The 24,744-nt window shown below is 41.4% G+C and carries 23 protein-coding genes and 1 tRNA gene; 6 read left to right on the top strand and 18 right to left on the bottom strand.

The window, feature by feature from the left end; translation table 11 throughout:
* Nucleotides 1-16 precede the first annotated feature (16 nt).
* A complete protein-coding gene (locus tag NSQ66_RS09695) occupies nt 17-667 on the bottom strand; it encodes a suppressor of fused domain protein (protein WP_036679233.1) in 651 nt (216 codons plus the stop codon).
* 60 nt (nt 668-727) lie between these two features.
* Complete coding sequence (locus tag NSQ66_RS09690; RefSeq protein ID WP_036679232.1) at nt 728-1,819, bottom strand: dienelactone hydrolase family protein; 1,092 nt, start codon at nt 1,817-1,819, stop codon at nt 728-730.
* Between the two features lie 180 nt (nt 1,820-1,999).
* Here NSQ66_RS09690 and coaA point away from each other — a divergent pair, with 180 nt between their 5' ends.
* A complete protein-coding gene (gene coaA, locus NSQ66_RS09685; protein ID WP_036679230.1) occupies nt 2,000-2,935 on the top strand; it encodes a type I pantothenate kinase in 936 nt (311 codons plus the stop codon).
* Between the two features lie 165 nt (nt 2,936-3,100).
* Entirely contained in the window at nt 3,101-4,054 is a 954-nt protein-coding gene (locus tag NSQ66_RS09680) for a glycosyltransferase family 8 protein (protein ID WP_051491058.1), read from the top strand.
* A 16-nt stretch (nt 4,055-4,070) separates the two neighbouring features.
* On the opposite strand, the gene NSQ66_RS09675 is transcribed toward NSQ66_RS09680, so the two are convergent.
* From NSQ66_RS09675 to NSQ66_RS09620, 12 genes are all read right to left on the bottom strand, one after another.
* Nucleotides 4,071-5,309, bottom strand: a complete 1,239-nt coding sequence (locus NSQ66_RS09675) for an RICIN domain-containing protein (protein ID WP_076140886.1) — start codon at nt 5,307-5,309, stop codon at nt 4,071-4,073.
* 177 nt (nt 5,310-5,486) lie between these two features.
* Nucleotides 5,487-6,221, bottom strand: coding sequence for a hypothetical protein (locus tag NSQ66_RS09670; RefSeq protein WP_339279668.1), 735 nt, complete (start codon nt 6,219-6,221; stop codon nt 5,487-5,489).
* A 507-nt stretch (nt 6,222-6,728) separates the two neighbouring features.
* Nucleotides 6,729-7,373, bottom strand: a complete 645-nt coding sequence (locus tag NSQ66_RS09665) for a hypothetical protein (protein ID WP_036679224.1) — start codon at nt 7,371-7,373, stop codon at nt 6,729-6,731.
* Nucleotides 7,374-7,517: 144 nt separating this feature from the next.
* Nucleotides 7,518-8,039: a hypothetical protein gene (locus NSQ66_RS09660; protein WP_076213856.1), complete on the bottom strand. Its 522-nt coding sequence runs from the start codon at nt 8,037-8,039 to the stop codon at nt 7,518-7,520.
* 21 nt (nt 8,040-8,060) lie between these two features.
* Nucleotides 8,061-8,522, bottom strand: a complete 462-nt coding sequence (locus NSQ66_RS09655) for an FMN-binding protein (protein ID WP_076098500.1) — start codon at nt 8,520-8,522, stop codon at nt 8,061-8,063.
* A 91-nt stretch (nt 8,523-8,613) separates the two neighbouring features.
* Entirely contained in the window at nt 8,614-9,192 is a 579-nt protein-coding gene (locus NSQ66_RS09650; RefSeq protein ID WP_038569710.1) for a TetR/AcrR family transcriptional regulator, read from the bottom strand.
* A gap of 174 nt (nt 9,193-9,366) precedes the next feature.
* Nucleotides 9,367-10,908 carry a glycoside hydrolase family 32 protein gene (locus NSQ66_RS09645; RefSeq protein WP_038574312.1) on the bottom strand — a complete coding sequence of 514 codons (1,542 nt, stop codon included), beginning with the start codon at nt 10,906-10,908 and terminating at the stop codon, nt 9,367-9,369.
* Between the two features lie 103 nt (nt 10,909-11,011).
* On the bottom strand, nt 11,012-12,496 hold the full coding sequence (locus NSQ66_RS09640; RefSeq protein ID WP_036679414.1) for a glycoside hydrolase family 68 protein: 1,485 nt from the start codon (nt 12,494-12,496) through the stop codon (nt 11,012-11,014).
* Between the two features lie 135 nt (nt 12,497-12,631).
* Nucleotides 12,632-13,912, bottom strand: a complete 1,281-nt coding sequence (locus NSQ66_RS09635; protein ID WP_076213858.1) for an ABC transporter substrate-binding protein — start codon at nt 13,910-13,912, stop codon at nt 12,632-12,634.
* 29 nt (nt 13,913-13,941) lie between these two features.
* A complete protein-coding gene (locus tag NSQ66_RS09630; protein ID WP_076098502.1) occupies nt 13,942-15,138 on the bottom strand; it encodes a helix-turn-helix domain-containing protein in 1,197 nt (398 codons plus the stop codon).
* 5 nt (nt 15,139-15,143) lie between these two features.
* Nucleotides 15,144-16,925, bottom strand: a complete 1,782-nt coding sequence (locus tag NSQ66_RS09625) for a sensor histidine kinase (protein WP_076107542.1) — start codon at nt 16,923-16,925, stop codon at nt 15,144-15,146.
* Between the two features lie 209 nt (nt 16,926-17,134).
* Complete coding sequence (locus tag NSQ66_RS09620; protein WP_038569704.1) at nt 17,135-17,917, bottom strand: helix-turn-helix transcriptional regulator; 783 nt, start codon at nt 17,915-17,917, stop codon at nt 17,135-17,137.
* Nucleotides 17,918-18,126: 209 nt separating this feature from the next.
* Here NSQ66_RS09620 and NSQ66_RS09615 point away from each other — a divergent pair, with 209 nt between their 5' ends.
* Nucleotides 18,127-18,492 (top strand): VOC family protein, encoded by a 366-nt coding sequence (locus NSQ66_RS09615; RefSeq protein WP_051491055.1) that lies wholly within the window; start codon nt 18,127-18,129, stop codon nt 18,490-18,492.
* Nucleotides 18,493-18,598: 106 nt separating this feature from the next.
* Here NSQ66_RS09615 and NSQ66_RS09610 read toward each other — a convergent pair whose 3' ends face one another.
* Nucleotides 18,599-19,804 carry an MFS transporter gene (locus NSQ66_RS09610; protein ID WP_076098505.1) on the bottom strand — a complete coding sequence of 402 codons (1,206 nt, stop codon included), beginning with the start codon at nt 19,802-19,804 and terminating at the stop codon, nt 18,599-18,601.
* A 192-nt stretch (nt 19,805-19,996) separates the two neighbouring features.
* Here NSQ66_RS09610 and NSQ66_RS09605 point away from each other — a divergent pair, with 192 nt between their 5' ends.
* Nucleotides 19,997-20,572, top strand: coding sequence for a TetR/AcrR family transcriptional regulator (locus NSQ66_RS09605; RefSeq protein ID WP_076098506.1), 576 nt, complete (start codon nt 19,997-19,999; stop codon nt 20,570-20,572).
* A 336-nt stretch (nt 20,573-20,908) separates the two neighbouring features.
* Here the strand turns inward: NSQ66_RS09605 and NSQ66_RS09600 are convergent, their stop codons facing one another.
* On the bottom strand, nt 20,909-21,784 hold the full coding sequence (locus NSQ66_RS09600) for an SDR family NAD(P)-dependent oxidoreductase (RefSeq protein ID WP_339279666.1): 876 nt from the start codon (nt 21,782-21,784) through the stop codon (nt 20,909-20,911).
* A gap of 172 nt (nt 21,785-21,956) precedes the next feature.
* Between NSQ66_RS09600 and NSQ66_RS09595 the strand changes: the two genes are divergently transcribed.
* Nucleotides 21,957-22,415 carry a MarR family transcriptional regulator gene (locus NSQ66_RS09595; protein WP_076213864.1) on the top strand — a complete coding sequence of 153 codons (459 nt, stop codon included), beginning with the start codon at nt 21,957-21,959 and terminating at the stop codon, nt 22,413-22,415.
* Nucleotides 22,416-22,494: 79 nt separating this feature from the next.
* On the opposite strand, the gene ltrA is transcribed toward NSQ66_RS09595, so the two are convergent.
* Entirely contained in the window at nt 22,495-23,757 is a 1,263-nt protein-coding gene (gene ltrA / locus NSQ66_RS09590) for a group II intron reverse transcriptase/maturase (RefSeq protein WP_076317345.1), read from the bottom strand.
* 361 nt (nt 23,758-24,118) lie between these two features.
* Between ltrA and NSQ66_RS09585 the strand changes: the two genes are divergently transcribed.
* A complete protein-coding gene (locus tag NSQ66_RS09585; RefSeq protein WP_256720279.1) occupies nt 24,119-24,253 on the top strand; it encodes a hypothetical protein in 135 nt (44 codons plus the stop codon).
* A gap of 409 nt (nt 24,254-24,662) precedes the next feature.
* Here the strand turns inward: NSQ66_RS09585 and NSQ66_RS09580 are convergent.
* Nucleotides 24,663-24,735: transfer RNA gene (locus NSQ66_RS09580), tRNA-Lys, on the bottom strand.
* Nucleotides 24,736-24,744: the final 9 nt, after the last annotated feature.

Genomic DNA, 24,744 nt, shown 5'->3' with positions numbered 1-24,744 from the left:
CCGTTTTTTCTTGTCTTTAAAAGAGTCCCCATAACTTCTTACAACTATTTTTACGGGAAGGATCCAAAACATCCGTAACCCCAATCTTATTTAACTTGTGTAGTAACTCTTCCTCGCTATGCTTGATTTTATAATTTAACTCCTCCCCATAGAGCGGAATTAACGTATAAAAGTGCACCACTTTCTCACGGGTCATTTCTAAATTAAAGAAACCGGCTTTATCTTTTACATCTGGAACCCAAACGAACATCCCTTGAAATCCTGTATCCTCACTATAAGGCTGGGCGGGATTACCGTTCACAAGCGTATGCCCCATATAAAGCCATGTATTATATTCATGCGGAAACCTAGCCATTGTTTTCAGGGCCCGAATCGGCCAATAATTCCGTTCATCCTTAAACGCCTCATCCGACAGCTTCCAGGTAGGAGGGAGACAAATCATTATTTCAGCATATTGATATTCTTCTGCACCTTCTGGCACCGTCATCGGTAATTCGCTCATTCCAGAAGTAATTAAAGTATAGAAGTTCCGCTCAGGCGTCGGATCAAGAATTAGAATATCTATCGACAGAACACCTGAAATAATTTCTTTAAAAACATTATCAATAACACCTATGTATTTTTCAATATGATTACATATTTTCTCATTAGACTGAGCAGAATGCATTCATAATTCCCTCCCTTATATATGTTTATCGGTATAAACAAAGGAGAGTTTATTGCTAATTTACAGAATTTCTTCTCCACTACCATGGATCTCACAAAAATCTTTATGAACACTACTAATTAATGCCGAATAACCTTGCCCCTGATCTAAAAGATGTTCCAAAAGGAACTTACTTATAAGCTCGTTTAAGCAAGTATGAATTTCACAGGTTCTTTGTTTTAAAGTCTCTCCTTCCTCATAAAGAGGCAGATCGCTAAATGACATATGTGTAGCATTTCGTATTTTTAGAAAAGATTTATATCCGTTCCAATTCTGAAAAAGCGCCTCTTGTCCTTTGATGAAATCATTTGCCAGTTTCTCCTGTAATATATTACTTAAGGATTCTAAGGTCGAGGCCTTTTGCCTTAATACAAGAAGCGGCACAGTATTGTTCTTCTCTTCATTCTCAATATATAAGTGCATGCTTGCATCTAATAAAATAGCAGCTTTAATTCTATCGTCTTCCATAGTTAAATCTAATGCAGTAGCACCACCGATGGAATGGCCGATAATACCAATCTTATTCATATCAAATAAGCCCTTCACATCTTTATCCATAGAATTAAGCGTGGACAGGTGATCCAGAACGTATTGAATATCTTTTTTTCGAATGGAGATTAAGTTATGTAAATCGGTATAATCCGTAGCTTTTATTTGCCTCATGGCTTCGGATTGATTAATAAATCCACCACTAGGGCAAACAGTAAACATAGCTTCGTACGCAGCACTGACCGTTACCACTATGAAACCTTGCTTGGCCAACGCTTCTATATTATAAATATACATATCTCTATCTAAACCTAATGCAGGTGAATAGATGATGACTGGATAGGAGCGTTTGGATTTGCTTTGAAAGGTTCGATCGCTGATTGAGGTAGATAATGTATTTATGATTTCCATATTCATGCCAATATCTTGTAGAAGCTCTCTCGCCTGTTGTTCACAGGGCCCGAAAAGCTCCATATACTTCATTGCAGATGCGTTTTTATTTAATACACCCTCTGTATCCGGATAATAAATACTTATAACTATTTTCCTTCCCTCTGACTCTTCTTGGAACGTTTCCGTGCGTGTGTAATCCTTCAATAATTCAACTTTTCGAAAAACTCCCATTGCTCCACCCCATTCTTCCTAATATTCTATATTTTAATTGATTTTCCCATTTACTGAAATGCAATCTCCTTAATGTCCATAATAATGTCGATTACAATGAATGGAATGAAGCTGTATGAACGGTTATAATACCTAAGTGCATAAGAAATCTCTAAAAACTTCAGGGATGTGGAAAATTTAATGGTGAATAATTCAGCATATACACTTTATTTACGTGAGGATTGGAAAAAACTAAGCGATTTCACCGCTATCCAATTATCAGAAGAAGAACTTATGGAAGTCCAAAGTATTAATGAAAAAATCTCCAGCGAGGATGTTAACGAGGTCTATCTTCCTCTGTCCAATCTGCTAAATCTGCAACTTCTATCTGCTCATAAATTTAATGAATCTATAAATCACTTTCTGAACAATGATGTAAAAAAAGGTCCATTTATCATAGGCATCGCGGGAAGTGTCGCTGTTGGCAAAAGCACTACGGCCAGACTCCTACAAAAACTTCTCTCACAATTACCTTCCCATCCAAAGGTGGATTTAGTTACGACTGATGGGTTTCTACATCCCAACGCAGAGCTGGAAAAGCGCGGTATAATGACGAAAAAGGGCTTTCCTGAAAGCTACGACACGCGTAGTTTAATTTCTTTTTTAACGGATGTGAAGTCTGGGGTGCCGCGGGTCCAAAGCCCTGTATACTCTCACTTAACTTATGATATTGTGCCAGATGAATATATTACGATTGAGAATCCGGATATTCTAATTGTTGAGGGCTTAAATGTTCTTCAGACTGCGATTACAAATAATCATAATATGCCTAACTATTTTGTATCTGATTTCTTTGATTTTTCTATTTATGTGGATGCTGATGTAAACGATATCGAGACATGGTACATTGATCGGTTTATTAAGCTCAGAGATACTGCCTTCCAAGATGAACAATCTTATTTCAAAAAATATGCACAGCTATCTCTAGAGGAATCTATTGAAATCTCAAAGCGGATCTGGAAAGAAATAAACTACGTTAATTTGCAGCAAAATATTCTGCCCACCCGAAATCGTGCGGATCTTATAATGCATAAGGACAACAATCATCACGTAGATCGAATTAAGCTGCGAAAATAAAGATTGAAGTCCTTAGCCGACCAAGTTGCTGAGATTCAGCACTTGGTTTTTTGGTGTTCACATCAAATTGGGTGAATATTCTGGGTTTAATGTCTCTGTCCTCTGATCAAGGCGAACGTATACTGTGGTACATTCGTACACAAACGTGAAGAGAGGATAAATCAAATGATCGATATCGCCTTGGCTTTTCAAGATAAGGATGGGAAATATGCTGAACATGCCGGAGTCGTTCTAGCGTCAATTTTTCATCATACGAGTTCCCCAATTCATATTCATATTTTACATGATGTTTCTTTAAGTGAAACTAATAAGCGCAGGCTTAGCGCATTAACTACAAAACATAATCATACCCTTAGCTTTTATTCAATCACTATGCCCGATGATCTAACTCAGGTGTTAGCCAATGTTAACTCCATTAATGTATGGACGCAGGCATGTATGTATCGATTGCTTCTTCCTGCACTAATACCCGTGGACAAAATCATCTATCTGGACTGCGATGTATTAGTGAATATGGACATAACTGAAATATGGCAGGTTGAACTGGATGACAAGTATTTGGCCGCAATTTGGGACCAAGGGATTAGAGAGGTTGCTCATATTGTGAGCGCTAAGGGATTAAATCCTGAGCTTTATTTTAATTCCGGAGTGATTTTATTTTCTTTGCATAATATCCGCCAGAATACCAACTGGTACGAAGAAATGCTAACCTTTCTACGTACCTTTCCTGATGTCACCATGCCAGATCAGGATGTTCTGAATGCGGTTTTTGGTGGGAATTACCTCCCCCTTGATATCCGTTTTAATTCGTTCAACACAAACATTCCGGACCATGATTTCACTAACAAAATCATCCATTTTGCCGGAGATGATAAATGCTGGAATAAAGATTCCGCGGGTTCATCCCTATATCAGCAATTCCTAAAGCTAACCCCTTGGAGAATCACCAGAGCCAAAATCAGACGAAGAAAACGGAAAAGCAGCCCTTTAAAACCACACCTCACCCGAAAAAGAAACAAGCAGAAAATAAAAATTGTTCAGTTGAACTTAACCCCTATTTTTTTATCCGATTTAAAACAAATTAGACCGATTAGACCGATTAGAAAAAGCCCCATTTGATATGGGGCGGCATTCTTTAGTTCACTTTCGTAAAAAACCATTTCTGAGCATCACTCCCGTTATCTGTCCACTGCTGGACAGCTGCGCCATCGGCTGTTGATGCTCCGGATACATCCATGGCTAATCCGCTCACTTTTGAAATAAGCTTATAATAGCCCCCTCCGACATCAATAATTCTCCATCGCTGAGCGTTGGTACCATTGTCATCCCACTGCTGCAGCTGTACACCGCTCGCGGTTGATGAGTTTGGCACATCCAACACTTTTCCACTATGCACTGCCGTAAGCTTGTAATAACCGTCGCCTGTACTCTCCACTTTAAATTTCTGATTATTGGCAGTGTAATTGGTCCATTGCTGCATTTTCGCCCCGCTTGCTGTGGATACATCCACTACGTCCAGAACCTTACCACTAGCCTTGTCAGCTAAAGTGTAAATCCCACCACTAACAATGCTTGAGGTAGGCGCAGCCTGATACACACGTACGTAATCAACCAGCATTTGAGCTGGGAAAGCAGTTGAAGCATTTGGACTTCCCGGCCAATTTCCACCCACGGCAAGGTTTAGCAGGATGAAGAAAGGTTTCTGGAACTCCTCCGTATTTCCGGTTCCGTTCTCAATATAAAAAGCATTAAATGGGTTGCCGTCTACAAACCATCTTATATAATTCGCATCCCATTCCACGCTGTACACATGGTACTGTGAGAAATCGAGGTTACCAGACACCTGACCGTACTCGGCATGCCCATTGGCATCCCAATGTACCGTCCCATTAACAAAAGCATTATTGTTTACACGCTCCATAATGTCCGTTTCCCCAGATTTCGGCCAACCCACTGAATCAATATTCGCCCCAAGCATCCAAAATGCTGGCCAGAGTCCCTGTCCTGAAGGCAATTTGATTCTAGCTTCGATTTTTCCGTAGGTGAAGCTTTTGAGTCCCTGTGTTTTGATCCGTGCAGAGGTATAATTCATCCCCCCGTACGACTCCTTTTGTGCAGTAATCACTAAATTCCCACCTGTTACCTGCAGGTTCTGCGGGCGACTGGTATAATACTGAAGCTCATTGTTTCCCCAACCTCCGCTACCCGTACCTATTTCCGCCGACCAATTATTAGTGTTCAGAGAATTCCCATCAAATTCATCGCTCCATGCCAGATTCCAGCTTGATGCCGCGCTTGAACTCCCTGTAGGTACCCAAGCAATTAAGAGGGTGAACAGCAGAAATAGACTTAACATTTTTCCTTTTCGTAACATCGTCTTTTCCTCCTACTGATTTCATTGCGCGGCGCGCTCGCACATTTGAAACCGGTTTCGAATATTGGATAAAACAAAACGTTATCCCATAAACAGCTATAACAGCCGGAGTCAGGTTAACGCCTCGCTTCATTTGATGTGTACGTCTTTTCTAAACGCAATATGCCAACATTTCGATTAAAGGGACCATTTTCCATAGTTCTGCATGCTTAATGTCCAGGTTTTCTCTGCGTATTTCACCGTCGCCATACTCTCAGAGAGCGTCCATGCTATACCAACATACTGATCCATATGATCGTCAAGGAATGATTTCCAATGTTGTCCTCCGTCTATCGTTATAAATAACAATGTATATTCTTTTTCAACGGGCCGAGTAATTAAGATTCCTTGATCCTTCGTAAGAAAGAGGGGAGGATAAGCATAGATTTGCGAGTTTACTAACTCACCCGGCACTGTGACTGTCTGTTCACTCCAGGTAACTCCACCATCCATTGTTTTATATAAACCAACCTTTCCCTCCCATGGAGCATTCGTTGTAATCCAGCCTTCTTTTTCATTAACAAAAGTAAGTCCCGATTTCACCCCGCTAGGAAGAGTACTTCCTGCTTGTAAGCTATCCCCCATCTCCTTCCAAGTCTCTCCCCCATCACTAGTTGCATAAAGCTCCATATCTTCGCGTGACATCCCTTGAAAATGATAGACTACTTTCCAACCTATATTTTTGTTGAGGAACACAGTATCTTCTCTGCGGTTATCTGAAGAATCAGTATCAGCATTCAAATTTGTATTTGGATTAGGATTAGGAGAAGGAGAAGTTTCCTGATTAGAAGTTGGATGAGGGATTGGAGTGGTATTGGTACAACCAGATGCTATCACTGCAGCAATTAGTAGTATTGAAACTAGATATTTCATCTTGTTACCACGCCTTCTGTTATTTTTCTGAAAAAGTATAGTGGTGCTGTACATATAGCTTGGTCCGCAAACGTATTCAGTAAATGAAATTTTATCCTAAAATATCTGAAAAGTATTTACAGTTTCTTTATATAATCCAGCAACACCAAGGCCTATCGGACCGAGGAGACGTTATTGGTTCATTTTCAAGAGAATTCTTCTGTTAACGGACTGAGATGCAACTATTTGGCTAATCCTCCTACTTTTATAGGCAATAAACAGACAATAAGGGCTATACGGTCCGCGAGTTCGGTAAATGGAGCTAAAAAGCAAAGATAAGCGCTATACAGTCCGAAGATAATGTGAACGAAACCTTCAAGCAGCAGGTTATCAGCTTAAAGCTATCAGCTCAAAGTAGATATGAATGAATTCATCAAGCAAGGATCTACTCTTTGAATGTCAAAAGAAAAAGAAACGGCATTTCTGCCGTTTCTTTGGGTTATGGATGGTCAGGGCTCAGAGCCTGTTTTACTCCAATCCATGTTCTCTGCGGATGTTATACATACCCTGAACAAGCAGCTCAGATGGATCCCGGTTCAATTGCAAATGGGTCAGCAACAGATGAAGCGGGAATGCACATACGTTATTCCCATCGGTGATCGCTGGAAATCCAGCCTCGAAGACTGGTCCCAATTTCTCGTTCCAAGCTAGCCCGACATGCACTTTTTCAGGAGCAAATTCTTGGGTAATTTCCTCAATACAAAGCGGAACTAACACATTGTCAATGATCCCTTTTGCTTCTTCTTCACTTGCTGGTGGTTTTGGAAGTGTTTTGCCTCCCTCAATCTTCATCAGCTCAACGAAGAATGAGGCCATCCATGCTGCCGGATCCTTACCCGACTGGAATCTTGCAATTAACTCGCGCAGAAAAAATCCGCAGGAATACACCTGATCTAATTCAGTTTTCACGTGAAAAACAAACACAGGGCCGTAGGCTTCCATGTTCAATACTTGTCCTTCAACATCTTTAAAGTGTACTCTCAATGCTACAAGGCCGTTATGGTGAACAGCCTTTAGCAGCTGTGCCATATCCTCTTCAGACATTTCTGTATTATCATTTACTTCCTCATTCTCATTTGTTATTTCATTTTCATTAGTCGTCTCATTGTTCATTTTATAATTCCCTCCCATACCTATCATACCATCTAGCGAATTGAACGAACACTTTATAATAGAACAATTTCTACCAGATTGCAGAGAAAACAAAAAAAACGGCAGCTTTGCCGTTTCTCTGTTCGTCTCGCTGGAGCTTAAAAGCTAGATCATATCCCTTACTTTCCTCACTATTTTTCCAGTTAATTGATTAATATCGCCCTCATTTAACTTATAAGCTGAGGTATCTTTACGTGCAGGCTTGTGATCTGCTGATATCAGATCTGCGATATGCTGCTCGATGAATACAACAGGATCTGCTCCAGTTCTTTTTCTGAGCTCCCCTGGCACCTTCGGATTTGGACCGTCAGCTCCGCCACTGATTGAAAGGTAACCATACTTTTGCGGATTTTTCTTCAAATCCTTTAAATAGGCACGGAGCGGTGTGGCCACTTTCCCCATCCAAACCGGTCCAAAAAATAGGATAATATCATATTTTCCTATTTGCTCAGGCTTCGGTTGAACCAACGGTATCCTGTCAAAAATCATATCGAAGGTAATCCTACCGAGTGTTCGGGGTTTGGCTTCCGAGATTCGGATATGTTCAGCCGACAACGCATTCGCCACACTCCTTGCTAATGCTTCATTATTACCTGTGAATGAATACGAAATGACTGCAATGTTCATATAAATTCTCCTTAAAATGAATTATTTCGTCTCCGCCTGCTGTAGGGCATTTTCGAGTGCCTTAAGATGTGTTTTAGAGGTAAGCGTTGCACCGCTGATAACATCCACCTGAAGAGACTGCGATTCAATCACATGACTAAACAAATCACCAATGCCTAGACCATCCTTCAGTTCAGCAGGGTTCCCTGTTTTGTCCAAGGCACCTTTGAGTATTTTGATATCTGTCAGCCGTTCAGCAGATATTATTGCCCTCACCTTGGTATCTCTGGAATGATCTTTGATGCCAATGTATTCCCCCACATAGGTACCCTCCCGCAGATTCTGTATATCTATGACGTTGATAGTAAGCTGCTGAACCTCATGCCTTCCCGGAGCAGTCAAGAGAATACCACCTATCCAACCTATGACTGTAATCACGCATAGAATGCTGAGAACAATAATCCATTTATTAAATTTTCGCTTTTTTCCTCTTCTCTTACTCACCTGCTTGCCTCCTTCCTTTGGATTTCAATTTCGAATGAATATTTAATTATTCATTCATTTTACAAGAAAAAAAAACTGCACCATAAGTGTATTAGGGGCAGTCTGTCAAACCCTTCATGATTAGTTCCAGCATATTGTCCAGAAGTTGTGGAAAGTGCTCCAGCCCGATTTCTTCCTTGTGGGTTTCCACATTAATCATAGCGGCGAAAATCATCATAATCATTTTACTATCCATATCGCTGCGCATTTTACCATCGGCTTGCCACTGCTTAATGATTTCATGGAAGCTATCATACAAGAAGTCGTTTACCTGAATGTTGGTTTCTTCCCGGTACAACTGTTCGATTTTTGCGAAAACACTTTTGTTATACCATTCCTTAAGAATGGGGTTGGCTATCATACCTTCCAAATTAAGCGCCATCATCTGCCGTATTACTGCCAGTGGGCTTTGGCTCATATCGAGCGATTGCATACAGCTTTTTTTGAGCTTTTCATTTTCCTCTAAAAAAATATCCATAAAAAGCTTTTCCTTAGAGGGATAATAGTTGTAAAAACTTCCTACAGCTATTCCAGCCATTTTAGTAATGCCAGAAACATTAGTATCTTTAAAGCCTTTATTGCTAAATAGCTCTTTCGCGCATTCGTATATCTTTGTTTTTTTGTCTTCCACTTTTCGCCTCTCCGTGAATGAATAATTATTTTTTCATTCATATCATAGTGTTAACAGCTTGGTATGTCAATGCAAAAATAGATCACCAAAAGCATTAACATCTATAGCATCACCCAAATTAGGTTGGAGTGCCCTCTTATTGCGCAAGAATTAGAAAAATTCTGACTAATCATTCTAATCTTTGCCAAAATGCTTAATTACAACATTATTAAAAATCGCGGTGCCACCTTCAGAAAACAAGGTAATGCCTTGATCATTTATTTCCGGGAAAATTTCATTAGAAAATACAATTTCACCATCATCTATAAAAACTTCAATACTTGTTCTATCCACAAGGATCTTCAGATGCACTTTTTTCTTGTTCACATCAAAGGGGGCCTTGCTTTCAAGATATCTGTCACTCTTATCAGGTTGTCCAGTAAAGGCTCTGTTAACATAAGAATATTGTCCTTCAACAAACACTCCTACATCCACATGGCGCGTCTTATCTGCGGATTCACGAAGTCTTAAGCCTACATTGGTAATCTCTGACCAAGATAGATCTGCATCGAGCTGGTAATTTTCACCTGTGATATCAAGTGTTGACGAGCCGTTCACTTTTATTTTTTGCAAGGAATCCGTTGAAGTTACCATTTGATCTAATGCTTCGATGGGCTGTGATACTAACTGATACGATTGCTCTTCATCTCGTGTTAATTTTATTTGACGCACGATTGAATCCATTCCGTTAAAACCTTCGTTAAGATTGGGGGTAACATGAGGGTAATCCCAATTATTCATCCAGGCCAAAGCATATCGATGATTGTATTGATCCTTATCCTTTCCCTCTTCAAACGTTACAGCGCCATACCAATCAAATCCATAATCTAGCCACTGTGGTTCATGATAATCCGTGATAAATTCATTCCCATTAAAATCTCCAGTCCAGTAGGCATACGTGTTGGGTTTACCTATCGACTTACCATTTGCACTGACCCCAAGAACCCATTTATAAGTGCCATCATTCGCCCGCATCATATAGAAGTCAGGACACTCCACAATTCCGATATTTTCTGTTTCGAAGCCGCTTGTGTAGTGCCAATCCTTTAAATTGTCAGACTCGTAAAAGCCTACTTTCGTACCTTCGGCTAGTGTCATCACCCATTTATGAGAATGTTGATCCCATATTATCTTCGGATCTCTGAAATCTTCTGTGCCCGGATTTGGCAAAATAGGATCATCACTATAAGATTTAAACGTCAGCCCACGATCCGTACTGAACCATAAATATTGTTCTTGCTTCCCCGCCTCTGCAGAGGGCTGTGTTAAAATCGCCACAATTGCCCCTTCGCCAAAACCTGCTGTATTGCTATCGTCAACAACAACAGATCCTGACCAGGGATCACCATTGGGTGTTGTATATTTTGGAATCGCAACGCCTTCATCTGTCCAGCTCACCAAATCCGTTGATGTGGCATGTCTCCATTCTGTACCATTTCCATCCGGGTAATCAGCATTATAGAGATAATAGTAATGATATTTACCATCAAAATAAATGGGTTTTTGCGGATCGTTTTTCCAATGCTCAGGTACAGTGAAATGATAGCTAGCCCGAGTGGTAGGTTTATGATCAGGAACGTCGGTCCCCGGCTTATTCTTCTCTCCAGCGCCATAAGTTACTAATACTATTGTCACAATACAAATTAAACAAAGGATTAATATAGTGATTCCTATCATTTTTTTCTTATTCAAAATATACCTCGCTTTTTTCACATTGCTAATCTTAGCTTATAAAAAGAAAAGTAAACGCCAACTACATTGGCATTTACTTTGTAAATAATTAATACGGTTTGTTACCTTTAAGTGTCAATTGCCCTTGTTCCAAAATGCTGTTCGGTACAACTGAAGTCTTGGAGCCTTTAATATTCAGCACAAAGCTTGGAGCAAAAGTGGAATGATGATCCCCAAAGTACCCTCTATTCGTCATGTAACTTGTGATGACTACATTATTCCCTTTCACTTGCGGAATCGCAAAGTGAGCATAAGTCCAGGTAATATCATAAGGATTAAGATCTTGATGGAGGACAAGTCCTGTACCATTTAATGGTTTATACGGTCCGTTTAAAGAATTAGATACGTACCCGAGCATGTAGATGTCTTCATCATCAATGCCATCAATGAACATTTTAGAACCTCTTGAGCTTGTGAACAGATACCACTTGCCATTCAATTTAAATATGTTCGCACGTTCAATTTCATCTGTCACGGTATTGGAGGCAAGTAGCGGCTTCATTTCTTTTTTGAATGTATAATCATTATTTAATTCAATGATACCGAGCGCACCATTCGCGGTTTCCGCAGATGTTTTGTCAGCACTGCTTAGTAATTTCTTTTTCTCCGCTTGGAAGAAGGCATTGCTATTACCATAATAAGCTTTGTTAAAGAGAGATTCTTCACCCTGGTAACCCGTAGTTGTCCCTGTATTTGCTTCAAACACAAGATACTTGTGGCCTTTATCCTCCACATAGTGAGGATCTCTTAAGGTATGATTATCGTCGTAATCGCCTTTGCTGAAACCGGTGATATCAAGACTTTGATAAATTTCACCTTGATTACCGTCATAGATGGATTTCATATCTTCTACGCCATCAATCTTAAGGGTATCCCCATCCGGGGCAGAGACATTAATTTGAGCTGTAGTTAAAGTTTGTTTCCCGTAAAATCCGCGATCTGGATCCCAAGGATGACGATTGGTGTAGAACAAGCGAACTTTGCCATCAGATGTCATGGTTGCTGAACCGGACCATTCTTCGGCTTGATTGTTTAAAACATAATCATCAGGTACAAGTTTGTCACTATCCTTAAACACCCGGCCGGCATTCTTCCAGCTGCTGATAGAGTTGTCTCCTTCTTTCTTATAGAACAAATAAATAAATGTGTCTGATCCATTATTAGGGTCGCCCGCCAGACCAAAAACAATTTGATACCCCTTATAACTTGCTACAGTTCCATCTGCATTTTGCAGCGGCCAAGTATCCCAAACATCCATTTCAATTTTGTTTCCATTCTCATCGAACTTAACGGCTGCAGGAATGTTCTTAATCGTTGAAGCATCAAATTTTGGGACTTGGAATTGATTACTATTTTGTTGTTTGGGTAATTTCAACATGTCAGCGCGAGTGATATGAGAGAAACCGTAGTCATTGTACTCCGGCTTGTTCGGCTTGTTATTTCCTTTCGCAAAGGTTTGAGTAGCTCCACCTAACATTAAAGCAGCTGTAAAGGTTAGGATTGTTGTTTGTTTAATCATTTTCTTGAAATTCATCATCTAACTCCTCTTATACTTTAAATTTGGGTTTCGATCTTCCTTTGTGCTGTTCCCCTTTTAAATTCTAATGAAGAGTAGACGTTATGAGTATGTCGTGAATTGATGCATTTACAGGGCTATATTGATTTGGTTTTATTGCTTCACATAGGTATCCCACGATTTTTGAAGCTCCTGAAGCAATTGATCCCGATTGATTTGCTCTCCTACATATGCTTGCATAAGATAGCCAAACTCCTCTCTTGCTCTGGAAGGGAATTTGAACCAATTCCAAGATAAAGTTTTCTGTTCATCGACGTATCGCATAAGATCTTTTACTAGCGCTCCCGAACGGTCCGTCTCTATATTTTTAAAAGCTGAAATAAAATGAAAGCGATCCTTCATGAACTTTTTCCCTGTTTCCGAGGAAACCATCCAGTTCAAAAACTTTTTGGCTTCCTTTTTCTTTTCTGGCGAAGATTCTTTATTAACAGCCCAATTATTAGATATCCCTACTGGCAACGCATTGTTTTCGGCACCATCATTAATAGGCATGGGTAAAAAACCGATATTCATATTCGGCGATATTTGATCAATTTTAGACTGAACCCAATTCCCTTGTTTAAGAATCGCCGTTCTCCCTGTTGCAAATAACTCAACTTCCGAATTATAATCTGTTGTCAAAAAATTTTCGTTACCATATTGTACGGTCAAATCCAGCATCCGAATGACATCTTTAACTTCCTTATTCTCTCGAAAAGATTGTGTTCCGTTGTTTAACCCTTGAATAAAAGCATCCGGCTCCTCCTGTTGGGCAATAGCAATATTCAACAGGAGTACAAAAAACCAATGATCTGAATACCCAACAGAAAAAGGAGTCACACCTATAGCCTTCAGCTTTTTCGCCGCCTCTTTTAATTCCGTAAACGTTGTCGGGAGAGGAGTAACCCCAGCCTTTGCGAATAAATCCTTATTATAAATAAAACCGTAGCCTTCAAAATTGATCGGCATCCCGTATATTTTCCCGTCCATCTTCATCGGTTCTAGCGCCTCGTCATAAGCCTGTTCCACCCAGGGTTGATCCGATAAATCTTCAAGATATCTACTCCATGCCCTCGCTTCTTCATAACCGCCATTTGGAAAAATATCCGGACCAACATTGGCCGCAAACCTCGCCTTTAGCTCATCAAGGTAGTTAGCTCCTCCGCCAAAGGTTAGAATTTCTACGTTAATATTCGGGTTTTCCTTTTCATATTCCTTAACCATCTGCTCGAATTCTATAGAAATTTCCACTTTAGGATTCAGTACCTCCAAAGTGACTGTCTTATCCGCTACCTTCAAATCCGCTTCCTTCAGTGGACGTGTATGCGCACCACATGAAGAAAGCGTTAGCGTAATCAACCCCACGATAATCATTTGAACCCTTTTTATTTTCATAATTCCCCCAGATGCATTCAACAATGAACTTATGTATTGGCTATCCTGACTTCCGCGTCTATTTCTCTTGCTCCCTGTGAATTACGATATTCAGCAGGCGTCATACCGACGTTTTTTTTGAACAGCTTAGAGAAATAAATCTCATCTTGATACCCTAGCTTTAAGGCAATCGAGTACATCTTTTCATCCGATTCCAGTAACCACTGTTTCGCTTGATTTATTCGTAAATGAATGACGTAGTTAGTAAGAGTCATCCCTACTTCTTGCTTAAATCTCCGCGAGATATGTTCTCGGCTCAGAAAAAAACGGGTGGATAATTTGTCCAAACTTAACTCTTCCATATAATGCTCATCAACAAATGCGACAATATCATTCATACGCCTAACATCATCTAAATCCGCCAAACGATGGATTGCTCTAAAATTTTGTTCAGCCATAGACCTTTGTGCAGATTGAAAAGATAAGGATATCTCTGCGAGCGATTGAATGGAAGGGCCGCTAACCAAACGAACAGGTATATCAAAATGCTGGGTAATCCATTCCTCTATCGGGAAAAACTGTCCATGAAGGGACAGAATCACACAGACATTAGGATCATTTTGAAGCGTAAATGCATTTCCCCACTCCCGTGTAGCCAGTTCTTCGGTCAAAAGCTGAATGTATGGCTCCGAATAGTGAGATTGGTAAAAATACATCATGGTGAAGTCGTATACGTCTGCCTGTGGGAGAGCTGAGGCAATTTCGCCTGCATCAAAAGCTTCACCGTTACAAGCAGCAGTAATCTCCCTGTTTAAGCGAAACATTTTTACCTCTTCATAAAATCCGGACTCCATATTGCGACGGTCTCCCTCTTCTTGTTCCCAGGCTCTCAACGCCCCTTCTATAGTTTCATTCAGCATTTTCTCTTCAATTGGCTTCATCAAATAATCAAAGCATCCCAGCTTAAACGCTTTACGCATGAAACAATAATCGTCAAACCCTGAAATCATAATCACTTTTCCCGGATAGTCTTTAGCAGCCAACCACTCGATTAACTCCATCCCGCTATTTTTGGGCATTTTGACATCTGTCATTATGATCTCTGGAGATTTCTGCTCAATCAACGCCTTAGCCTCGAGACCATTTCTGGCTTCCAGCACTTCGGTAATCCCGTATTGTTCCCACCGTCCCAAAAAACGGATGATTTTTCTAACATTAGACTCATCATCTACAATAAGAGCTTTCATAAACGTTACTTCTCCTTTAGGTAGAGTGGAATTACTAGCCGTACAGTGAACCCTTGTCCCTGCATCGAATCCAGTTTGATTCCCGCTGTGTGATCGAAATGAAGAACCAAGCGATCATGAATGTTTTTTAACCCGATATGTGCAAAAGAAGGATTGCCTTCGTTAACCGGTGTGTAGAGATTATTTTTTAATGCCTCAAGTTCATCATCCGTCACGCTGTTTCCGTTATTTTCTACGACTAGATTCAAATATTCACCTTGTATTTCACCATAAATATGGATGTAAGCTTGTTCATAGCCCTCGTCATAACAGTGCTTAAAAAAGTTCTCAACGAGCGGCTGCAGGATCATACTAGGAACCGGAATATCAAAAATATCTTTAGGTATATCAATGGAATAGCTAAAATCAGTCTGAAAACGTTCCGCTTGAAGATTCAAATAAGCCTGTACATAATCCACTTCGCTTTGAACCGTCGCCTTCTGATCCACACGAATCGAGTACCGCATCATTTTGGATAAAGAGGTAATCAGTTGATATACTTTTGGAGATTCAGAGAGTAGGGCAACAGCTGCAATGGATTGTAAAGAATTAAATAAAAAGTGCGGATTGATCTGCGACTTTAGCGCCCTATGCTGATTTTTCCTGTTCTCTATCTCAAGCTTATACTCCCGGTCAATGTGACGGTTGATCCGATTCATCATCTCCTTGATATGTCTTTCTAGAATACCGATTTCGTCCTCCCGCATATCGTCGAATGGGGCATTCATATTCCTCCCCTCGATGCGCTGGACTTTTTGACTAAGCAATTTTATCGGCCGTGTAAATCCATATGAAATGATTGTTATCATTATCAAGCCCAGTCCACCTACAACCACACCTACAATGATGTTTGTATAGGCGGTTTTCCTTACATCTTCAAATAAAAAAGAGCTCGGGGTTACCTTAGCAAAATGCCACTCTTTTATCGGTTCCTGCAATGTTCTAGTAAACACAATATCTCCTTCTGGAGATTTAGTATCTGCCTGTGCCGGACTTATTTTCCTTTGCAGTTCATCAGGAACGGTTTTGCCTATCCATGTTTCATCACTGGCGTAAATGACATGATCCTCCGCATCGGAAAGCCACACGCTCTCTTTATTTTTCTGTAGAAAATGATTAGCGATATGAGCAATCTTGTCCAAATCAATATCTATAGTGATGACGCCCAGAAATTCCTGCGTTAGGACATCCACAATTTTGTGATGAACCGTCAAGACCATCGTTTTATCCGAAGGAGGCATAATGGAGGTATCGTTATAGTTCTCAATCAGATGCGGAGCTTCAATAAGATAATTGCTATTAGAGCTCATCAGCTTCTGAATGGAAGCTTGCTGTAATAAATCCGGATTCCTTTTACGGGAACTTAACATGGCATTATAAACTGTAAATGAGCTTTTCCCTTCGTTTATGAATAAACGGATCTGACGAATTTCACTCCTCATGAGATAGAAGTTAGTCATACCCTTATTAATTTCAAGCTGCTTAAAATAAAAATCTTCTTCTAACCCTTCTTCAAACACCCTGAATAAGTCTGGATTTCGGTATAAAATATATGGAAGATTAATGATTTCATCAAAATATTGCTCTAGATCGGCTGACGCCTGCTGAATTTGCTCTTGGCTGTTCTCAAGTTCATGTCGTTCCACATTCTCTTTCGTCTGCCGATAGATCAACAACACGGATAAAAAATACGGTAGAATTATAAACACAAGCAGCAAGAATAATAAGCGCTTATGAATGCTTTTCAAATAAATACTCCTCTGTAAAAATTTCGGTTTTCAGCAAAAAATCTAATATCAGGTTTTATATTTTCACAAATATCCAACACAAAATCAAAATACTTGTTGCTGAGCAACAAGTATTTTTGCCGGATCCATATATGACAAACGCCAATCGTTTATTACCCAAATTATATCCATATGAAACAACCGTTAAGAAATTTCCGCAAATTAATCAGCTATTTGAAGATTGAAATAATTCCCTGCACAATGGGCTTCCAAAGATGTGGATATTCTTGCTGAATTAACTTTCTTACCTCCTCCCCCTTGATGTCGTTGAAATTATTATCTTGAGTAATAAAGGTATAAGCACCTTTTACGGTATCCCCTATAGCTATATGCCCGCTTGCATATCCACCCATTGCAATATGGGAAGCGATAGAGAGACCACCCAAGGAGAACATACCTACAGCTAAACCTCCAACAGCAAATATCCCCAATGCTATTCCACCAACGGCCATTGTACCCGCCGCAATGCCCCCAACGGCTAACAAAAGCCCTAGAGCCAGACCTGCAAAACTGATGAGTCCTAAAGCAAGCGCACCTAAACATAATCCGCCCAAAGCAACAATACCAATAGATACAGCACCAATCGCAATATTACCTATGGCAATAACCCCTTTGGCAACGTATAGCCCCCGTCCGATATGGATATGAACCAGAGGAATTCCAAAGCATGTTCTCTTACTTTTGTACTCATAATGAAACAAGGAATTCAGATCTACATATACGGGGCTTGCGACATGCTCTGCTTTGGTATCGCTTGAAGCATCCTTCACCAGATGATCCAAACTTACGTGAAATAATTCACTTAAACTAATCATCTTATCCATTTCGGGATAGGATTGACCTGATTCCCACTTAGACACGGCTTGCCGCGAAACACCAATCACCTCCGCCAAGTTCTCCTGGGACATTCCTCTCTGTTTCCTATAGCTTTGCAATTTATTTGCAAAGTCCATTCGCCATCACCTCATGCTCATCATATTATAACGTTCTGTAATTGACTACCTATCTACCCTTACATACTGTCAACCACTGGTTGCACAGCTGATTTTGCGGGCTTTTATCCTCATTAAACGTTCTTGATTCCCCATTCTCCCTATTTCCGGGCAAGATGATAGCGTATAATATACGATATAGAATATTCATCAGAGGAGACTATAAAACCATGAAATTGAGTATGAATTGGATTACGCTTCGGGTCCGCGATCTGGAGGCTTCCCTTCATTTTTATAACCGGATACTGGGGCTACCCATTGAGCGTAGATTTGAAAGCAGTGGAAAACAGATCGTCATGTTAGGTCTGGAGGGGCAACCCAAGATCGAGCTTATTCAGGGAAGTGACCCGGCTTTGAAACCGGAATGTGGCGTTTCTGTGGGTTTCGAAGTGGAGTCACTTGATGAAGCGATGGAGAGTTTAAAGAGCCAAGGTATCCCAGTAGCGCGCGGACCAATCGCCCCCAATCCCCACCTGCGGTTCTTTTATATCCTGGACCCGGACGGGTTTGAGGTGCAGTTAGCGGAGCATAACTAACGTTTATCAAGCGCGTTATTACCTCAAAAAGAAATAGACCGCCCTAACCAAAGGTAGCGGTCTATTCTGCCGTTTAAAACCTAACCCCCACTCTTAAAGCAAGGCTTTATTCAACAGCTTTAGTTGATCTTTTTTCAGTGAAAAAGTAAACCAAAGCCAATAGCGGCAGGATCACTCCGATGAGTGAGGCGAAGGTCCATCCCCCATAGGCATAAGCCCAACCACCCAAAGATGATCCAACGGCTCCGCCCACGAAGAAAATCGCCATAAAGATCCCATTAAGACGCCCCCTCGCTTCACTACCCAATGAATAAATCACACGCTGTCCGAGTACAAGATTTCCGGATACGGCCATATCCAATGTAATCGCGGAAATAAAGAGCAGAATGAGAGCAAAAGTTGAGTGGCTATGGAAAAGATGAATTAGTAAAAAAGACAAGGTGGCAATGATCATGGCCAGCCCGGTTAACCATTTGCTCCAACCTTTATCTGCCAGTCTTCCAGCAATCGGCGCGGCTACAGCCCCACCAACACCTACTAAAGCAAACCATGCGATACCTTGCTGCGACATTCCAAAATCATCCGCCAACCGCAACGGAACCACCGTCCAAAAGAGACTAAAAGCTCCAAATAAACAGGCTTGATATAAGGCACGTCGGCGCAATATAGGCGTTTGTTTTAAAAGGGTGCCTAAAGAGACAATTAATTTACCATAGCTTACCGAAGGTGCAGGTTTACGTTCAGGAAGAAATCGCGACAGAAGAATGGCTAACAACGTGATGACGACCGCTGAAAAAATAAAAACGGCTTGCCATCCCCAGATGCTGGTGATAAAGCTTGCCACGGGCCGGGCAAACATAATACCTAGTAAGAGTCCACTCATAACATTACCAACCACACGCCCACGCTGCTCTTCAGACGCTAAATAGGTGGCATAAGGTACCAGGATTTGGGCTACCACTGAACCGGTTCCTATAAACAAAGATGCTGTCAGGAACAAAGGCGCATTAGCTGCGAAAGCTGCAACCAGCAATGCACCCACTGCAACCATTAACGTGATTATCGTGAGGCGCCGATTCTCAACAATGTCACTCAGCGGCACGATAAATAACAAACCTACAACATAACCGATTTGAGTTAAAGTGACGATCAAGCCTGCGGCTGTAGAAGAAAGTCCTGTCGAGACACTGATAGGTCCAACAAGGGTTTGAGCATAATAAAGATTGGCTACGATAAGCCCGCATGCGGCTGCTAACATAAACATCATCCAACTTGAAATGTGGTTCTCTTTCACCGCTTGTTCTTTTTGCATGTGAATCCTCCTCAGATTATCTTAATAATTTAAATACTGTACGTTCAGTTCACTAATTCATGTTTAAATAATATACTGAACGTATCGTTTTGTAAATAGGTGATAGTCATTTATTTTTTTAGGTTTTTTTAGTATACTGAACGTATAGTTTATATTTTGATTGGAAACAGATTAATGAAAGGGTGATTTCAGATGGAGAGTAAACGAGGGCGTCCGCGTAATGTTGAGACGGAGAAGTCTATTCTTACCGCATCCTATGATTTGTTATTGGAAAATGGTTTTGGAGCAGTTACGGTGGAAAAAATAGCGGATCGTGCCAAGGTCAGCAAAGCTACGATATATAAATGGTGGCCTAACAAGGCTGCCGTGGTGATGGATGGATTCCTATCCTCCGCTGCGGACAGACTGCCCGTACCTGACACAGGTTCAGTATTTGATGATATTCTCATGCATGCAACGAACTTATCCCGGTTCCTGATTAGTCGAGAGGGTAAAATCATTACGGAGATCATTGGCGAAGGACAGATGGATTCAGGCTTGGCGGAAGCTTATCGGACCCGATATTTCCAGCCTCGTCGGCTTGAGGCACGGCTGCTTATGGAACGGGGTGTTCAGCGCGGGGAATTGAAGGATAATCTCGATATTGAAGTAGTTACCGATCTTATTTACGGGCCGATATTCTACCGCTTGCTGGTGACCGGCCAACCCATAGACGATGCTTATGTGCAGCAGTTGGTGAGGTACGCTTTTCAAGGAATACGTAACTAACGGGAACGGTAATGGAAAAATAGACCGCCCTCTCTCACCAGAGATGCGGTCTATTTCTGCTCGTAGTACTATAAAAGGTCGGCCTGGCGGAAGGTTGAGATACAAAGGACCAAGGTGCTCTTATTTTCTCATTATGGGGCGTTTTCCCAAGCTATCGGACTCCTACGCACTTATCTAGTCTTTTCAAAACAAAATACTGCTACTGGAGAGGAAATAAGTGCGCTACGGTCCGATCACTCGACTAATTGCACCGAATAAAGAAAATAAGAGCCATACAGTCCGCAGGATCAAAAGTAGGTGATTCGAACGGAAATGAGGTCAGTTTCACTAATCACATCAGTTTCCAACGAAACCTTTCTGCTGCACAATGTCTCTCGTATCGTTCCATAATTTATTTTCCATTACCTTATCTCCTCCCGGTTGTACGGGTACAATGGGATTGCCTGTCCCAACGTTAAAATATCCCCCGGTGCTCACTTGATACTTAGGATCGGTCATTAAACGAATAATGATCTCAGCTCCTTTACGAGGATCGCCAATACGAGAGAAATTCAATAAGTGCTTAAGCATCGAAGAAAACCAAAGTTCACGCCCGAGACCTGTAACGTTAAAACCCGGATTCAATGCATGAACGCTAATTCCCGTTTCCGCCCATCGACGTGCAAGCTCACTGGTAAACATAATATTTAACAGTTTGGTTTTCCCATAAATCTCAGATGATCCTCTGGAAGTAAAAGAAGCTGTATTGAGCAAATCTTCTGGCAACTTTAGCACTCCATGCCGGCGTGAAGCTTCCGAAGCAACATTTATAATTTTTGCATTTCCTGCTGCTCTCAAAGAACGTTCTAAAGTATGCGTCAATAACCAAGGTGCAAAATAGTTCACAGCCATCATTTCTGAGAATCCATCTGCAGTTATCCGCTGTTCAAACCCATGAAGCCCTGCGTTATTTATTAACACGTCGATCTTCGGAAAAACATTAGATATTTCTTGTCCTAACCTAGTGACATCCTTCATTGAGGATAAGTCTCCGTAAAAAAAACTAATTTCGACTGCTGGTACGCTCTCCTTTATCATTTTTTCAGTTGCTTCCGAACGGGTTTTACTCCTTGCTGTCAGAACAAGATGGTCACCCTGCTTTGCCATTTCAAGTGCAACGAGTTGTCCCAAACCGCTTGTAGCTCCAGTAATTACAATAATCGGCTTTGTCATCCTCTACATTCTCCTTTATATCAGGAATTCATCAGGAGCAATTTCATTTTGACAGCGTATACTCCAAAATATATAGTTGATATATATCAACTATATGATGATGGTTGATATATGTCAACTATATAGATGTATAATGACTTTTAAAAATACTAGGTTAGGTGGTTAAAATAATATGAATGCCGAGCGTAAAGACACGTTGAGAGGGCAATTAGAACTGAAGCTAGGTGGACAAATTAGCGCCCTCATTAGCGCTTCGCATGCCCTAAATGTCAGAACTGCTGCCGCTTTCGATTCATCTATACAGCCTGCTGCTTTCCATATAGTCCGTTGGTTGTACTCTTATGGACCAACAAGCGCCTCTGTGTTGGCAGAATCAACGGCTATGGATCGTAGTTCAGTCAGCCGTCTCATCAAGCAACTCGAGAATTTGGGTTATATCAAAAGGGAAGACTCCCCTAACGATCGTCGAGCGATCCTTCTTACTCTCACTGATCTTGGGCGGCAAAAAACCTTTGACGCGTTACAGGATAAGGAGTTCATATTTTATGAGCGCATAGCCCAATGGGATAATCAACAGCTTGAGACATTTATCGAAATGCTTCAGGAGTTTAATGGATTTAATGATAATTAATAAATGGAAATCGAGTAGGAGGGGGCGGCTAGCCCCCGACCTCTCACACCACCGTACGTACCGTTCGATATACGGCGGTTCATGAAATATTCCGTAAGGAGTTGTATCTGTCCAATACACTCTTTAATCCATTGGCTTCCCAATATTGGTTATTCAATACATGTTGTAGAATTGGACTCCCTGCAATTCGCCAATACCCTTTTCGGGTATTTCCCCACTCATAGGCTTTATCCTTAGGTACCCCTAAGGATATAAGTCTTTTGACTTTGGTTCTAGGGGTCTTCCACTGCTTCCAGAGGCACATTCGTAGCCTTCTTCGTATCCATTTATCCATATCTCGAAAGGTACTTGGGGTATCCGCCAGCGAGAAATAACCGCACCATCCCATGAGGTAGTGGTTTAGTTCCTTGATTCGCTCTTCCATCTTCATCGATCTCTTTCGAGAGGATATCTCCTGTATTCGAACCTTGACTCTCTGTAAGGATTGCTTCGCAATTCTCACCTTTGGTTCTTTGTCCACACTAAAACTAAATCCTAGAAACTTTCGTTTCCAGGGACGGTCTACCGCGCTCTTTACTTGGTTCACCTTCAGCTTTAGCCTCGTCTCGATGAATCGGGTGACCGTTGTCTTGACTCTCTCTCCTGCTCTTAGCGTTTTCACGTAAATATTGCAATCATCCGCATAACGAACGAAGCGGTGCCCACGTTTCTCGAGTTCTTTGTCGAGCTCATCCAAGACAATGTTAGATAATAACGGACTCAGTGGACCGCCTTGCGGGGCACCTTCCGTTGTCGGGGTTACTAACCCGTTCTCCATCACACCTGACTGAAGATATTTGCGGATAAGCAGGAGAACTTTCTTGTCCTCCACTTTCTCCGAAATCTTCATCATCAGTCGGTCATGGTTGACGCGATCAAAGAATTTCTCCAAGTCTAGGTCGACTACGAATCGATAGCCTTCTTTCATAAAGGTTCGAGCTTTCCTCACCGCATCATGCCCTCGTCTTTTCGGACGGAATCCATAGCTATGGTCGGAAAACTCTGGATCAAACAATGGAGTTAACACCTGCGCGATTGCTTGTTGGATCATTCGATCTGTCACGGTAGGTATTCCTAGTAACCTAACACCTCCGCCACCGGGTTTCGGGATTTCGACTCGGCGCACGGGGCTCGGTTCATAGGTTCCTTCTTCTATGGCATGCCGCAAGGTCTGCCAGTTTTGTACGATGTGTTCTCGTAAGGATTTTACGGACATCCCATCTACGCCATGACTTCCTTTATTCGCTTCAACACGCTTTAAGGCTTGCAGAAGATTTTCCCGTGATAGCAGTTGCTCCAACATTTTTTTTAACCTCTCTTTACGTGATTTATACCTTCCATTTGTGCCAAAGATGAACTCCGCCCTGCTGAAGTCCCCCACGGGATTCACCGTTTCCTTCTTCAGTCAGGTCCTTTCGGATTTTTTTCTGCATTCATCGCTCATCTTGAACGCCTGGATGTATAAATCCTATTCCATGTTCAGCCCTTCCGCAGCTGTTGCAACAGCTTGCGTACTATGGCGTCTGCTGACTTCTGTGCACTCAGCCTACTCTCACAAGTAGGGTTACGAAGTATACTCGCCTATCACACAGATCTCCCCAGGTAAGAACGCTATCTTCCCCTCCATCTATCTGCTTCATTTACTCTCGTACGCCTTTGGCAGTATGGACTTTGGTTTGTTGTGCAACCTCATCCAGCCTACGTTAGCCTTGTATGAAGTTCGTATTCCTCAGACCGGAGATTTGCCGCTGGCTTCCTTCAGATTCCACCTCGCGGTGGACACCCTTGCCTTAAGCTAATGGCTACTACTGCCTTCGCCATTCGGGACTTCAACCCTATAGATAGCGCCCATGCTGGGCGCACACAAAAAAAGAAACAGCATCTTGCTGTTTCTTTAGATATGGATTGTCTTTAATTAGAGCCAACAATTGTCACTGATGTTCATCTTCGGCATGTTCATTATTGCATTGCTCAACTACCTCAAAAAGAAATAGACCGCCCTCTCGCAAAGGAATGCGGTCTATTTCCTGACTAAACTTCCGAAGCCGCCGCCCTTAAAAGCGGCTATTGCACTGGGAGTCGTGTTTCCGCACGACTCTCTTTGCATTGTACGTTTTATCTACCCAAACTATACCACGATCAAAACCAAATAAAAAGTCACTCTTCCCCAAACAACAAAAAAACGGCATTTCTGCCGTTTCTTTAGGATGGACTCTCAGGGGCTCGAACCCTGGACAAATAGATTAAGAGTCTACTGCTCTACCAACTGAGCTAAGAGTCCATGATATAA

The organism is Paenibacillus sp. FSL H3-0329 (assembly GCF_037963285.1).
In the GTDB taxonomy this organism is placed as follows: domain Bacteria; phylum Bacillota; class Bacilli; order Paenibacillales; family Paenibacillaceae; genus Paenibacillus_AQ; species Paenibacillus_AQ odorifer.
Note: the sequence above shows the minus strand (reverse complement) of the source record. Positions and strands in the feature narration are given on the sequence as shown.

Excerpts from the sequence above, each read along its gene's own strand:
- NSQ66_RS09695 (WP_036679233.1), bottom strand. The coding sequence starts at position 667 with ATGCATTCTGCTCAGTCTAATGAGAAAATATGTAATCATATTGAAAAA.
- NSQ66_RS09690 (WP_036679232.1), bottom strand. The coding sequence starts at position 1,819 with ATGGGAGTTTTTCGAAAAGTTGAATTATTGAAGGATTACACACGCACG.
- coaA (WP_036679230.1), top strand. The coding sequence starts at position 2,000 with ATGGTGAATAATTCAGCATATACACTTTATTTACGTGAGGATTGGAAA.
- NSQ66_RS09680 (WP_051491058.1), top strand. The coding sequence starts at position 3,101 with ATGATCGATATCGCCTTGGCTTTTCAAGATAAGGATGGGAAATATGCT.
- NSQ66_RS09675 (WP_076140886.1), bottom strand. The coding sequence starts at position 5,309 with ATGTTACGAAAAGGAAAAATGTTAAGTCTATTTCTGCTGTTCACCCTC.
- NSQ66_RS09670 (WP_339279668.1), bottom strand. The coding sequence starts at position 6,221 with ATGAAATATCTAGTTTCAATACTACTAATTGCTGCAGTGATAGCATCT.
- NSQ66_RS09665 (WP_036679224.1), bottom strand. The coding sequence starts at position 7,373 with ATGAACAATGAGACGACTAATGAAAATGAAATAACAAATGAGAATGAG.
- NSQ66_RS09660 (WP_076213856.1), bottom strand. The coding sequence starts at position 8,039 with ATGAACATTGCAGTCATTTCGTATTCATTCACAGGTAATAATGAAGCA.
- NSQ66_RS09645 (WP_038574312.1), bottom strand. The coding sequence starts at position 10,908 with ATGATAGGAATCACTATATTAATCCTTTGTTTAATTTGTATTGTGACA.
- NSQ66_RS09640 (WP_036679414.1), bottom strand. The coding sequence starts at position 12,496 with ATGAATTTCAAGAAAATGATTAAACAAACAACAATCCTAACCTTTACA.
- NSQ66_RS09635 (WP_076213858.1), bottom strand. The coding sequence starts at position 13,912 with ATGAAAATAAAAAGGGTTCAAATGATTATCGTGGGGTTGATTACGCTA.
- NSQ66_RS09630 (WP_076098502.1), bottom strand. The coding sequence starts at position 15,138 with ATGAAAGCTCTTATTGTAGATGATGAGTCTAATGTTAGAAAAATCATC.
- NSQ66_RS09620 (WP_038569704.1), bottom strand. The coding sequence starts at position 17,917 with ATGGACTTTGCAAATAAATTGCAAAGCTATAGGAAACAGAGAGGAATG.
- NSQ66_RS09615 (WP_051491055.1), top strand. The coding sequence starts at position 18,127 with ATGAAATTGAGTATGAATTGGATTACGCTTCGGGTCCGCGATCTGGAG.
- NSQ66_RS09610 (WP_076098505.1), bottom strand. The coding sequence starts at position 19,804 with ATGCAAAAAGAACAAGCGGTGAAAGAGAACCACATTTCAAGTTGGATG.
- NSQ66_RS09605 (WP_076098506.1), top strand. The coding sequence starts at position 19,997 with ATGGAGAGTAAACGAGGGCGTCCGCGTAATGTTGAGACGGAGAAGTCT.
- NSQ66_RS09600 (WP_339279666.1), bottom strand. The coding sequence starts at position 21,784 with ATGACAAAGCCGATTATTGTAATTACTGGAGCTACAAGCGGTTTGGGA.
- NSQ66_RS09595 (WP_076213864.1), top strand. The coding sequence starts at position 21,957 with ATGAATGCCGAGCGTAAAGACACGTTGAGAGGGCAATTAGAACTGAAG.
- ltrA (WP_076317345.1), bottom strand. The coding sequence starts at position 23,757 with ATGTTGGAGCAACTGCTATCACGGGAAAATCTTCTGCAAGCCTTAAAG.
- NSQ66_RS09585 (WP_256720279.1), top strand. The coding sequence starts at position 24,119 with ATGGACTTTGGTTTGTTGTGCAACCTCATCCAGCCTACGTTAGCCTTG.